This window comes from Mycobacterium sp. 050128 (assembly GCF_036409155.1).
Lineage (GTDB): Bacteria > Actinomycetota > Actinomycetes > Mycobacteriales > Mycobacteriaceae > Mycobacterium.
This window is the reverse complement of record NZ_JAZGLW010000009.1, coordinates 1-12318: the sequence shown is the minus strand read 5'-3', so window position 1 is coordinate 12318 and position 12318 is coordinate 1. Positions and strand designations below refer to the sequence as shown.

11 protein-coding genes are annotated in these 12318 nt (G+C 61.3%); 5 read left to right on the top strand and 6 right to left on the bottom strand.

Annotated features, from left to right (window positions below; translation table 11 throughout):
• Position 1: 1 nt before the first annotated feature.
• The 3 genes from SKC41_RS30130 (at position 2) to SKC41_RS30120 (ending at position 2214) form a co-directional block, all read left to right on the top strand.
• Positions 2–1033 carry an aminotransferase class V-fold PLP-dependent enzyme gene (locus SKC41_RS30130; RefSeq protein ID WP_330981347.1) on the top strand — a complete coding sequence of 344 codons (1032 nt, stop codon included), beginning with the start codon at positions 2–4 and terminating at the stop codon, positions 1031–1033.
• Between the two features lie 303 nt (positions 1034–1336).
• Positions 1337–1456, top strand: a complete 120-nt coding sequence (locus SKC41_RS30125) for a type II toxin-antitoxin system Phd/YefM family antitoxin (RefSeq protein WP_330981346.1) — start codon at positions 1337–1339, stop codon at positions 1454–1456.
• Between the two features lie 197 nt (positions 1457–1653).
• Entirely contained in the window at positions 1654–2214 is a 561-nt protein-coding gene (locus SKC41_RS30120) for a copper resistance CopC family protein (protein ID WP_330981345.1), read from the top strand.
• Positions 2215–2754: 540 nt separating this feature from the next.
• Here the strand turns inward: SKC41_RS30120 and SKC41_RS30115 are convergent.
• The 3 genes from SKC41_RS30115 to SKC41_RS30105 all read right to left on the bottom strand — a co-directional run bounded on the left by SKC41_RS30115 (position 2755) and on the right by SKC41_RS30105 (position 5994).
• Entirely contained in the window at positions 2755–4851 is a 2097-nt protein-coding gene (locus tag SKC41_RS30115; protein WP_330981344.1) for a heavy metal translocating P-type ATPase, read from the bottom strand.
• Positions 4844–5227, bottom strand: a complete 384-nt coding sequence (locus SKC41_RS30110) for an ArsR/SmtB family transcription factor (RefSeq protein WP_330981343.1) — start codon at positions 5225–5227, stop codon at positions 4844–4846. Before SKC41_RS30110 ends, SKC41_RS30115 begins: the two co-directional genes overlap by 8 nt.
• 158 nt (positions 5228–5385) lie before the next feature.
• A complete protein-coding gene (locus tag SKC41_RS30105; protein WP_330981342.1) occupies positions 5386–5994 on the bottom strand; it encodes a superoxide dismutase family protein in 609 nt (202 codons plus the stop codon).
• A 206-nt stretch (positions 5995–6200) separates the two neighbouring features.
• Here SKC41_RS30105 and SKC41_RS30100 point away from each other — a divergent pair, with 206 nt between their 5' ends.
• Complete coding sequence (locus tag SKC41_RS30100; RefSeq protein ID WP_330981341.1) at positions 6201–6350, top strand: GGDEF domain-containing protein; 150 nt, start codon at positions 6201–6203, stop codon at positions 6348–6350.
• Positions 6351–6622: 272 nt separating this feature from the next.
• Here SKC41_RS30100 and trhA read toward each other — a convergent pair whose 3' ends face one another.
• From trhA to SKC41_RS30085, 3 genes are all read right to left on the bottom strand, one after another.
• Positions 6623–7312: a PAQR family membrane homeostasis protein TrhA gene (gene trhA, locus SKC41_RS30095; RefSeq protein WP_330981340.1), complete on the bottom strand. Its 690-nt coding sequence runs from the start codon at positions 7310–7312 to the stop codon at positions 6623–6625.
• Complete coding sequence (locus SKC41_RS30090; RefSeq protein WP_330981402.1) at positions 7309–8046, bottom strand: YoaK family protein; 738 nt, start codon at positions 8044–8046, stop codon at positions 7309–7311. The genes trhA and SKC41_RS30090 overlap by 4 nt, the downstream gene beginning before the upstream one ends.
• 408 nt (positions 8047–8454) lie before the next feature.
• Entirely contained in the window at positions 8455–9417 is a 963-nt protein-coding gene (locus SKC41_RS30085; RefSeq protein ID WP_330981339.1) for a cation diffusion facilitator family transporter, read from the bottom strand.
• Positions 9418–11380: 1963 nt separating this feature from the next.
• On the opposite strand from SKC41_RS30085, the gene SKC41_RS30080 reads away from it, so the two are divergent.
• Positions 11381–11965, top strand: coding sequence for a recombinase family protein (locus SKC41_RS30080; protein WP_330981338.1), 585 nt, complete (start codon positions 11381–11383; stop codon positions 11963–11965).
• Positions 11966–12318 lie beyond the last annotated feature (353 nt).

Here is a 12318-nt window from a genome sequence, read left to right as displayed (position 1 = left end):
TGTGCGTGAGATATTTGGCGAGCAGTTCGATGTCTCCGCGGGTTACCTGAATACGGCGGCCGTCGGCCTGCCATTTGCCCGCGTAGCCGCCACCCTGGTCGACACGATCGCACAGTGGCGGGCCGGGACTTTGCAACTGGCCGATTTCGACGCCGACGTGGCCATCGCACGCGATGCGTGGGCGCGACTGGTTGGAGTCGCCCCATCCGACGTGGCCACCGGGGCCAGCGTGTCCCAGCTGATCGGGCTCGTCGCCGCCAGCGTGCCTGACGGCACCAAGGTAGTCACGGTGCGCAACGAGTTCACCAGCGTCACCTTTCCTTTTGCCGCACAGCGACATCGGGGTATCAGCGTGACGGAGACAGAACCCACCCAACTGTTGTCCGAGCTGCGCCGGCACGATTTGGTGGCCGTCAGTGCGGTGCAATCCATCGACGGTGTCGCGCTGGATCTCGATGACCTGCGCACCGCGGCTCAGGCCGCAGGGACGCGGGTGCTACTCGACGTTAGCCAGGCCGCTGGTTGGCAACCGCTGCAGCTGCACTGGGCGGAGTTTGTCGTCGGCGCGGCCTATAAGTGGCTCTTGGCGCCGCGGGGCGCAGCATGGATGGCGGTGCGCCGTGACGCGCTCGCCGATGTTGTTCCGCAAGTTGCGAACTGGTTTGGCGCAGAAGATATCTGGTCTGGCCTCTATGGCCTGCCGCTACGCCTGGCGGGTGACGCCCGTCGACTCGATTTATCGCCAGTGTGGTTCTCGCAACGCGGTGCGGCCATCTCGCTGCCGTGGCTTGCCGGGCTCGATCTAACCGGCGTGCGCGAACACTGCGTGGGGCTCGCGGATGCCACACTGGCCGGCTTAGGCCTTCCTTCACGCGATTCGGCGATCATCTCACTCGAAATACCCGACCAAGCCGCGCGCCGACTGCTCGAAGCCGGAGCCATCGTCAGTGCCCGGGCCGGCCGTACTCGGTTCTCATTTCACCTCTACAACACCATCGACGACGTTGAGCTGGTGCTAAGGGCACTGAGGTAGCCGCGGTGTCAGTCCCCCGGTGGGGGAGCGGCGCTAGTGCAGGGTCCATGGCGACACGGCGCCGAAGCATCCGATGCCACGGGGAGGTAACGGGAGGTATCTGGGTGTACTGGGGGAACCCGTATCGATTGGAAGCACCAGTGCGCTGCAAAAGCGTCCACTAGTTATCGGCAACCCTCCACATCTGTAATACGTTGCGGCACAGCCGGATAACGAATACGGAGTAGTTTAGTTGACATAAGATAGCTTATCGGCACTGAATTCAGATCCTCTAGAGACCTTAATTCAGGTACGATGAAGGTTATGCGAATCATATCGATCACCGACGTCAAGGCCAAGATCAACGAGTACGTCGACGCGGTCCGCGAGACTCATGATCAGATCACGATCACCAAAAACGGCGCTCCGGCCGCCGTGTATTAACCCGCGCGGGAACCAGGTCCGACGAGGGCCAATTGTTCACATCTAGAGTTTGTAGCGTGGGCTAGTATTCATCTATAACCGCAGGCAAAAATTCTGTGTCATCATTCGCTATGGTTCAATCTATCCCCAAGACTTCGAGGGTGCTTCAATCGCCTTTCGGATTCATCAGAGCCGCAGGGTATTTAGCGTCGGCCCTCATGCTGGCTTCCGCCGTTGTACTCGCCGCCGCACCAGCAAACGCCCATACCGCTTTGGTGAGCAGCTCACCTGCCAGTGGTGCCAAGCTTGATAGTCCACCCGACCACATCACACTCACCTTTAGCGATGCGATCGAGCAGACCTTCGCCGTGGTCACCGTCACAGGCCCGAATAATGTTTCCTACCAACGGGACAACTTGCGAGTCGAGGGCCGAGACGTGACTATCGGTGTCAAGCCGCTGGACCAGGCAGCCAGCTACACGGTGGCGTTTCGAGTCGTATCTGCTGATGGGCACCCAATTGCTTACGAGTACAGCTTCGAATTGACCAAGGCCGCCACACCTGCCCCAGCCGAAACGCGGTCGAGCACCCAAAGCGCTGCCACACCAACACCTGCAAGTGCGCCAAACATTGCCGCTAACAACAATAGCGGTGCCGGGCTCGCCGCCTGGCTCATCGCCTGCGCCGCTTGTATTGCGCTGATCGCGATCGCTGTTATCGTCTATCGACGGTCACGCGGACGACCCGATCTTCCCGAATCAAGCGAAACGGCACTGTGATTCGGGGTCCTCGCCGAGCGGGGTGGTAAGGCTCGAGCTTCGTTCCATATCTTGCGTTCACTTGGTTAGAACACGGGAACGCACATGCCGACGTAATGGCACATCGCGGCGAGAGCGCCGATGATGTGGCAGATATTGTGAAAGATGACCGCCCGCGCGGCCGGCGGCAAGCCAGAGTAGTGGGTAAAGAACACCTCCGAGGCTGTATAGGGCGTTGCCGGCGCAGGCAGCCCGAGACCGGTCGTACTTATGCCGACTGGAATCGATTGAGCTCGCCCGCTTATCAACTCCAGAACAACATGGTCCCCGCCGCACACTGTTCGGCGTCTCATCAGCAGGTGAAACTTCGTACAGTCGGCTATTTTTGGTGAAAGATCACCCAAGTCGGTGCCGTGGCGAGCGCGCTAGGCGGGTGCATGCAACAACCTGAGATCCCGAATCGAGATATCTGCAATTAGGTTGCGGCCGCGGACCCTACGTGCGTGCGCCTGTCTCTCGACGCAAGTATTGATCGTGCCCCGACCACGCTTGCAGACACGTTCATATCTTTTCGGGTGTCGTCGGAATACAACATGCGCACTCGTCGCTGCAGCATGATGCCTGCCCGGTTGGTGTGAGCGTGAGCGTCTGGATGCCAATCGACGATGCATGGGTAGGTGTCCCGCAGCACGGATCGCTTACCGGTGGCGGCGCACCGATGTCGATATGTGGTGTTGACGTCAGTTTCGGCACCGAGGCGACGCCTGGCAGTGGCTGTGTTTTGGCGGCGCGGATTGCGTTGAGGATGACGAGTACCTCCGCGGCTTCGTGAATGAGCACCACTGCCGCCAATCCAAGCAGGCCCAATGCGGCAATCGGGATCAGGACGGTAATGATCGCCAGCGATAGCACGATGTTTTGCAGCATGATGCGGCGAGCTCGGCGGGCGTGAGACAAGGTTTGAGGAAGGTGGCGCAAATCCGCCCCCATGAGCGCGACGTCTGCGGTTTCGATTGCGACATCGGTACCCATAGCGCCCATGGCAATTCCGATGTCGGCGGTAGCCAGCGCTGGCGCGTCGTTAATGCCGTCGCCGACCATGGCGATCGGCTTGCCGCGCGCCAATTCGGGCAGCAGCCGCGCTTTGTCCTCTGGCAGTAGATCGGCATGGACGGTCGTGATACCTGCCTCTATCGCCAAGGCATGGGCGGTGCGCGGATTATCACCCGTGAGCATGGCGACCTCGAACCCGTTGCGGTGCAACGCGGCCACGACGTCAGCGGCTTCTGGCCGCAGTTCGTCACGGACCGCGATCGCGGCCATCAGGACGCCGTCGCGTTCAAGCAGCACGACCGTTGCTCCCGCCTGCTGTAGCCGGTCAACGTCGCTTTGCACTGGCGCTGGGTCGATCCAACCCGGCTTGCCCAGCCGCAGCGTCGCCCCGTCGAGTTGGCCCGTTAGTCCGCGCCCAGGCACGGCGGTGACTTCGGTGGCGGCCGGGATGTCGGAGGCGGTGGCGGTCAGAATCGCTTGTGCGAGTGGATGTTCACTGCGGGCTTCCAACGCCGCGGCTACCAGCAGAGCTTCGGTATCGGTGATGTCGCCGACGGTGATAGTGGTGACGACTTCGGGCCTGTTGCGGGTTAGGGTTCCCGTCTTGTCCAAAGCGACGGTCCGTATTCGCCCCAGCGCTTCGACCGCAGCTCCACCTTTCACCAGTGCACCTTGGCGGCTGGCGGCGCCGATTGCGGCCACCACCGTCAGCGGCACGGCGATCGCCAAGGCGCACGGCGACGCGGCCACCAACACGACCAGAGCGCGCTGCAACCACACCAGCGGGTCACCAAACAGTGCGCCCAGCACAGCGACGGCAACTGCCAGAATCAGGATCGCCGGCACCAGAGGTCGGGCGACCCGATCAGCGAGCCGTTGGCCGACGCCTTTGCGTTCTTGAGCCTCCTCGACGACGTGGACGATCCGCGCCAGAGAGCTGTCATTGGCGGCCGCGGTCACTTCGACCTCGATGGCACCGCTACCGTTAATGGCGCCAGCATGTAGCTGAGCACCCGGGCCGGCTTCAATCGGCACCGACTCTCCCGTAATCGCTGAAACGTCCAGGCTGGTAAGCCCGGTCGTGATGATGCCGTCGGTGGCTGCCCGTTCACCGGGACGTAGCACCATCGTCTCGCCGACCGCGAGATCCTCTGGGGACACTACGATTTCGCGGCCGTCGCGCACCACAGTGGCTGTCGGTGGCACCAGCGCCAGCAGAGCGCGAAGGCCGCGGCGGGTCCGTGTGACCGCGTAGTGTTCAAGTCCCTCAGCAACCGAGAACAAGACACCCAGCATCGCCGCCTCGGCAAATTGACTCAACGCGACGGCCCCAACCGCGGCGATCGTCATTAACGTACCCACGCCGATACGCCCGCGCCCCAACCCGCGCAACGCGGCCGGCGCGAAAGACGCCGCACCGGCCGCCGCCGAAGCGCATTCCAACACCGGAGTTACCGAACTGCGCCCGAACACCTCCGCCAGCCAGGCGGCCGACAGCAGAACGGCAGCCAGGGTTGCCCACTGCAATTCTCGGACCTGCCAGAGTTTTTCCGGCCCCGCGTGGGGTTCGGCAGCCTCGCTGTTTCCGCAGCACGCATCAGACATCGTCGCGCTCCTGCGCGGGTGACACCGAGAGGGCCATGACGGCAGTGGTGAGCTCCCGCCCCTGCTCGGTGAGGCGATACATGACCAGTCGGCCGGAGCGGCGCGCCGATACCAACTTGGCAACTTTCAGCTGACGCAAATGATGCGATACGAGGTTCTGCGACTGACTCACCACCCAGGCCATGTCGCAGACGCACAGTTCGTCACCCGTCAGCAGCGCAACAGCAATCGTGAACCGCGTCGGGTCACTCAATGCCCGGGCACGAGCGGCGAATACCTCAATTCGGCCCAAGGATGGCAGCGACTCTCGAATCGACTCTGCATGCGGCAGGTCCAAGCACAGGAGATCGCAAGTATCCAACGGCGACTCAGCCATCCTCACATACTAACGGATATTGATATGAGAAGGGAGTTTCGCTGGGCATCGGGTGAATGGCGTTCCCAATCGGGCGAATGCGGGCGCGATCGCGCGCCCGCGGAAAGCGCCGAGGCTCGACATCCGGAACTGACGAACCATGCTAGGACACAGGCACATCAGCTGACCGGGCCAATCACACCGCAAGCAACGAGGTCCGTCGATCCGGCAGCCATTCCAGGCATGCCAGGCATTCCGCCGCCATCGACGCCGTGGATCATCAAGGCGGTCCTAGCACCGCGGAGCAGATCGTCCCTCGTGAAGGCATCCGTGGTGGTCACCAGGTAAGCCGATCCGTCCTGGCGTACCTCCAGCGAGGTCAGGTCACCACTTGCGGGCTGACCGGTATGCCCAGGAGCCTGATAGTGACCGCCTGCCGATAGGAAGTTGCCGGGCGGACCGCCGCTCGGGGCCACTGAGTCCGGCTCGCACTTGCCGATTTCGTGCACGTGCATGCCGTGCAAACCGGGCGCGAGGATGCCGGGGGCATCCGTCTTGACGGTGACGGTCACATAGCCGTTGGTGACGTCGAAGGTGGCCGTGGCGATTTGCCGACCGTCAGGCGCTTTGAGCTGAGCAGAGAGGGCTTGGCCGCTCGGCGCCGCGCTCGACGTCAACGACGATGAGGCCGGAGAACCGGTGCTCGCGCGCTGCGGCGAACTGCACGCGGCGATGGCTGCGATCAAAGCCAACGCCAGGGTGGTGACAACGGCGGATTTTCTGCTCATGCCTCGTAGCCTAACTTGCACCGCGCGAGGGAGAACGCGGTCAAGGGGCTGCACGGACACGCGCCGATTCGTCCCCAACTCCTCGGTGTATGAAGTGATTTGGTTCGGACTCCGTCGTTGGCGTCCGTGGTTGAAAGCGCAAGCAACGTCGGTCGAACAATCACGAGCGCCGACTGTGCGATGCGGTTGCGGCGATGTCCTACCGAATGACAGCCAGTATCGGCACCGCCGCCGCCGAACTACACCGATGGCGTGACTCCGACACCAGCGATCTCGTCGACCAACTCATTTCGATCGCCGACGCCGCGATGTACGCCGCGAAGCGAAACGGAGGAAATCAAGTGCAGCACGCGTGAAAGGCCACTGGCGTAGCAGCAGGCGCCCGAACCTCGCTACACAACACGAGCTTTCTCGCGGGCGCGCGCAACCGTGCCGCCAGCGACTTGCCACGACGATCGGGGCAGTCGCCTCGGGCAGAGGGCAGGGCGAACAACGCTCAAGAACTGTTGGCGGCAGTTTGTCCACTCCAAGATCACAAACGATGTTGGACTCAAACAGTTTTCACGCCTGTTGAGCATCGCCGACCAGCATGGCTCGGAAATTCGTTCACTCATCTCGGCTGGTTGGCTTAGAACACGGCAAGACACATGGCCACGTAGTGGCACATCGCCGCGAGAGCGATGAAGGCGTGACAGATCTTCTGATTTAGGAATGCCCTGGGGCCAGGGTCAAGCCACAGCAGCGCATAGAGAACACCGCCGATGCTGTAGAAGGCGCCCCCGACCAGCAACATGACTACCGCTACTGCGCCGGCGCTTTGCAGGATCGTGCCGCTGTATTGCAGGACCGTGCCCGTGAAACAGATCGACGCCGACCCCACCATCAGGCATAGCGGCGCTCCCATCCAGCGCGGGGCGGTCGGAAAGAGCAACGTGAGCGCGATTCCACTCAGCGCCGCACCCCAGCCGATGGCCACCACCAGATGTTCTGTTGGATGCGGGAGAGCCAGCCAAGCGAACGGTGTGTAGCTGGCGGCGATAAAGATGAAGATCAGCGAGTGATCCAGCCATGTCTGCGGCCTGGGGTCGAGTGAATGTCGGTTGACGCGTTGAAACGTCGCGCTGATAGCCAATACGGCCACGATCGCGACGAGGTAGGCCAGGGTGGCGGCCACCGTCTGGTTGGATGGGACCGCCCACGCCACCACCAATAATGCAACGGCCGCAACAGCGGCAGTTGCAACGAAGTACGAGACTGTCCCCCTTCGCGATTTCGGCTGGGCCCGCTCGTCGGGGCGCCCCTGGCCAGGCCGACTCATTCGCGTAGAAGTGCACGGCGATCGCCGTGAAAATGCGTGTAGCCACTAATGACTGTGCAGGTGATTGCCGCAACGACGAGCATCTGGCATCCGCTGAGTAGCAGGCTAATACCGCCGCCGATAGCGCCGCCGGCAACGAAGCTGAACCAGAGCAGGAAGTAACTGAGCCACTGCGTGGCGTCACCACCACTGACGTGACGCTCGATTCCCTGTCCCATTTTGACGAGCGTCCCGCTGACGTAGCTCAGCGGGACCGAGACCTCTCCGTCCTTGACGAACGAGGTGTTCAACGCACCAACTGCAAACGCTAGGAACAACACTGGGACAAAGGAAACCTGATTGGTTGACCATCCGTCGACCGCGAAATCGACACCGGCAGCCACAGCGAGGACCAGGGCCGTGAGGACGGTCGGTCCGTGCGGATGCTCCAGCCACAGGTGGCGTCGGCATAGCGAAGCGATCACCACACCACCGATGAAGGACGCCAAAATTAGCGCGGCACCAATTGAAAGCCGTGGCTCGTTGCGGAAGAACCCCAACACGGCGCGATCGCTGTTGCCGGTCATGAACGTGACAAAGTAACCCGCAGAGTGAGTAAACGCCGTCGCCCCGATCAATCCACCCAACATCGCCAATACCCACGACAGTCGCGCCTCGCGTCCGAAAATCACACGAAACTTGGCTTTCACAGTGGACTCTCGCGTGTCCGTGTCCGTGTCCGTGTCCGTGTCCATTTCCGTGCCCGTTTCCGGGTCGATGCCTACCCGCAAATCCACTGGAGCCCAGTCCAGGCTGACCGACTCCCCACAGCCGGCACACTCATAGATGCTCACCGAGAATCGAGATCGCGCTAAGCCGGGTGCATCGCAGTGCCGGCACTGCGGCGCCGCGTCGATAACCTGATTAATTCCGTCGTTCGCCATTGGATAGCAAACCTCCCCATTGCTGAATGATTTGGCAGTTACACCTTCGGTGCTATCAATCTGAACAAGCCGAAGGATGTAATCCCTTGAACTACAGTGTGATTAGTGGTCTCATGCTGGCCATCTGACCGGCCGATCCTGCGATACCATGCGCTGAGATCAACCCGTTGAGCGACGACACCCGATGCGATTGGCCGTCACTAGATTCCGCCTCGAGTGCTACACCGAAGTCGAGCGGTGTATCGGGCCGTGTGGCTCTTCACAGTGCACATCCGCGGAATGTCCCTCCGGGCTGGCGCTTTGAGACCCCTCGTGGTCCATCTGCAGTGTGGCATGGGAAATACCGTGCTCGTGGTCTAGCAGTTCGGCCAATTCAATTCTGGTGGAATGGCAGTCGCGCGTTTCGGCGACGATGATGTGTGCTGACAGCGCCGGTTGGCCGGACGTGATTTCCCAGACGTGCAAGTCGTGGACCTCCACGACCGCATCGTGTGCGGCCATCGCCTCACCAATAACGGCAGGCTCCATGCCGCTGGGGGCGGCCTCCAAGAAGATCAGACTCGCCGCCTTGACCAACCCGACTCCGGCCCTCAGCATCAGCGCCACCACGATCAGCGTGGCGATCGCGTCCGCGCGCAAGAAACCGGTCAGAACGATGACCAGCCCGGCGACCGCGGTGGCGATGAAAGCAAACAAGTCGTTCAATATGTGCTGGAACGCGCCTTCGACATTAAGACTCGTTCGGTTGGCGCGACTAATCATCCACGTCGCGGCGACGTTGACGACGACGCCGACCAGTGCGGTGACCAACACCAACGTGCCAGCCACTTGTGGAGGATGAATCAGCCGGTTGACAGCCTCAAAGCCCAACCACCCGGCCAGTACCAACAGGGTCACACCATTGGCCTGCGCCGACAGGATCTCGACGCGGCGCCAACCGTATGTCATCCGCCCCGCTGCCGGGCGAGCAGCCAGACGAATCGCCCACAGTGCCAACGCAATCGAGGCCGCATCAGTGAGCATGTGGGCCGCGTCGGACAGCAACGCCAACGATTTCGCGACGATACCGACCGACACCTCAGCGAGCATGAAGGCCACGATCACCGCCAGCGCGCCGGCGAGCCAGCGGCGGTCAGAGTCCGGCGACGAATGCCCGTGCGCGTGGTTATGGCCGGCGCTCATCGCTGCTCCATTCCTGTGGCCGCATGTTCGTAACATATGCGGTCATCGCAATATATGCAATCCCTGATTCGTTCTGAATCACGACCACAGGCGCTCAGCCCCGCCGACAATCCGGCCGACTCCGATGCACCCGCTCGGCAAGTCGAAGCGGCGCCGATCATCCCGACGGTCGACGCTGTTGACGCAGGTGTCGGTGGACTTTGAGGTCGATCCTGATGGGTCTCGGCGGCCACAGCCGCCGAGACGGGTTTGATACTGCAACAAGGCATTTGCTTACTCCTGCATGACGTTAGTTTGCGGAAGCGACACAACTCAGGGGGTCGCTTCAATGATCTGGCTTGTTGATAGAGGACGGGCAATGACCGGATCCGGTGACGCGGTGAACCCGTCCGTCAGATGGATCGACGCAGTTTCGGTTGGCGAATGATCAAGCCGAGTCAGAATTGAGCGCGTAGTTCTGGAAAGGACTCAGCGCCGACGAACGCCGGACGCCGAGGTATCAGCGACGTGCGAGACAGAGCCGTTTCAAGATGTCTTGACCGGTCACAAGAGCGGCGGGCCCGCGGGGCGGACCACGCTTTAGCTGGGTAGACGCAAACCACAAACCGAAGGCTAGCGCCGCCGCGAACACAGCGACTACGAGAAAATCGGGTGCTGCGCGGGGAAGGTCCACCAGTGTCCCCGCTTCGGGACACGAGAGCGAAGACCCGTTATCACAATTCGTATGGTCCGCGTCCACCGCGAGTGGACCCATGGCCGAACTGATCGATGCATGCGCCGTATCGAGAGGGCCGGCGACGTGCCATACATGCTCGGCGCTGCCACCCAACAGCCACACAGCTGCGACGACGGCTATAGCCCATCGCACAAGTGGCTGTCTGGTTATGTCGCTGCGCACAGTGCCCCAAATGTAGCAGCAGCTCTGCCGGGTGCAATGAATGTTGCAGCCTTGATGCCATTTGCCAGCCAGATCGTCGCTAGTGCCGGGTCCCGACGACGACCCCGATGATCAGAATCCGAAGTCCGACAAATGGTCTTGAAGGCGGTTTCCACGGTGGTTGCGCTTGGCTGTGTGATCCCAAATTTGATGATGCACCCGTCCGCGGCAGAGTTGGCGGCCGGGTGCGCAGCGCGCGCTACGTGCCTGGAAGTTGGTCATGGTGGTGCTGTGCGTGGTCGAGGCGAAAACCGGCGTGTCAATTCACCGCGCTTTCAATCAGGCGACTCGTCGGTTGGCACGATGTAGATATGGCCGAAAGTTCCACTGATTCATAGAAACTGGGCTTAACGCGGTGGTTTCTATGAATACGGCCTGGGCTGGGCAGTCGTGCTTGTCCGGGGCGCAAGCATCTGTCAATTTGGCTCTCACATGAGATAGCCCTCCCGAGAAGAGGTCGGAATGATCACCAAAATATTGGTCTATGGGGCCGTTGCAATCGGCGCCGCCATCGGGCTTGCAGCACCTGCTGGTGCGGATCCCTCCTTCACCCAGCTCAACTGCAGCTGCGAACCGCCTGCCGCCGATCATGGACCGGCGGTCGAAGAACACGTCAATCGAGGGCTTGAAGACGCCCGCACTCGTTAATCGGCCGGGGCGGCTTCAACGCTGGGCCACCAACAGTGATTTCTATTTGGTGGTGCCAGTAGTCGGGTAGGCACCAGCCGAGGCACCTACGACCACACCAAATTCTCCCTAACAGTCGCAGCTCGCAAGAGCTGTCCAGCCGATGAAAGGTCTCACTGCAGCACTCATCCGTTTTGCATCGTCTCCCGTCTCCGCTGGCGGTTGGAGGGCTGGCGGCCATAGGGAGAGCGCTCGAACCTTGCGCTATTTCAAAAAGTGGTGTGTCCTGCGCAAATCCGTCGCCGCCGTTGCGATTCCCCGTCAGGGCAAGGGTCATCGAAAACCGCGCCTGAAACGCTTCCGGACTAGCAGCAGAACGGAATTCGATAGTGTTCGTAAGTGGCCAAGATTGGGTACGCGCGGGTGTCAACATTGGATCAACACCCCGAGCTGCAGCTTGATGCGCTTGCCCACGCTGGCTGTCTGAAGATTTACACCGACTATGCCAGCGGGACCCGGGCCCACCGGCCCCAATGGGACGCCTGCCGGGCAGGATTATGTGCAGGTGACACATTAGTCATCTCGCACATTGACCGCCTCGGGCGGAACCTGAGCGATCTCATAGACGTCGTGACCGAGCTGCACACCCGAAAGGTAGGGATTCAGTCGCTGTCCGATGGGCTTGTTGACACCACCGGCGCCCACGGCGGTTTGGTAGTCGGCATGTTCACGCTGATGGCCGAGTATGAAGCCGCACTGAGACGGGAACGGACCCAGTCCGGCCTTGCCGCTACCCGCGCTCGCGGGCGCCTCGGCGGACGCAAACGCGTAATGACCCCAGCCCTGATCAATAAGGCCCAGCAGATGTACGACACGCGCGAGTTCACTATGGCTGAGATCGCAACATGCTGCGGAGTTACACCTATGACGATCTACCGTTATATCCGCACGGGGAACCGACATATCGAAAACGGTTCAAGCTGAACGATCTCGCGAGTCAAAGATAGATATCGTTGGACCCTGATGGCTGGCCGCACAGAGCAGCCAAACCGCTTATGCCTTCCGATGGCCGACATCGGTGGCGGCCTCGGCAGGTACCCGCCTCGCAATGCTGGCCTGTAATCGACAGGGCTCTTGGTTGGTGACGGTGATGAAGAAAGAAGGTAGCTTAATGGCTCTCGTGACTGCCGTGTTTCGTGCAGTCTTCAAACTCTACCTCGATAGTTACGTGCTGAACGTTATGTGAATCGCCGTGGAAATCCCGGAGGCTCCTGACCTTGGAAACGAGGATGGAGTCATGCCGAAGGAACAGTCGTCAGGGAAGCCGACCAGCCGTA

What these genes read in the sequence shown, in the direction of transcription:
- SKC41_RS30125 (WP_330981346.1), top strand. Translation starts at nt 1,337, where the DNA reads ATGCGAATCATATCGATCACCGACGTCAAGGCCAAGATCAACGAGTAC.
- SKC41_RS30120 (WP_330981345.1), top strand. Translation starts at nt 1,654, where the DNA reads ATGCTGGCTTCCGCCGTTGTACTCGCCGCCGCACCAGCAAACGCCCAT.
- SKC41_RS30115 (WP_330981344.1), bottom strand. Translation starts at nt 4,851, where the DNA reads ATGTCTGATGCGTGCTGCGGAAACAGCGAGGCTGCCGAACCCCACGCG.
- SKC41_RS30110 (WP_330981343.1), bottom strand. Translation starts at nt 5,227, where the DNA reads ATGGCTGAGTCGCCGTTGGATACTTGCGATCTCCTGTGCTTGGACCTG.
- SKC41_RS30105 (WP_330981342.1), bottom strand. Translation starts at nt 5,994, where the DNA reads ATGAGCAGAAAATCCGCCGTTGTCACCACCCTGGCGTTGGCTTTGATC.
- SKC41_RS30100 (WP_330981341.1), top strand. Translation starts at nt 6,201, where the DNA reads ATGACAGCCAGTATCGGCACCGCCGCCGCCGAACTACACCGATGGCGT.
- trhA (WP_330981340.1), bottom strand. Translation starts at nt 7,312, where the DNA reads ATGAGTCGGCCTGGCCAGGGGCGCCCCGACGAGCGGGCCCAGCCGAAA.
- SKC41_RS30090 (WP_330981402.1), bottom strand. Translation starts at nt 8,046, where the DNA reads ATGGACACGGACACGGACACGGACACGGACACGCGAGAGTCCACTGTG.
- SKC41_RS30085 (WP_330981339.1), bottom strand. Translation starts at nt 9,417, where the DNA reads ATGAGCGCCGGCCATAACCACGCGCACGGGCATTCGTCGCCGGACTCT.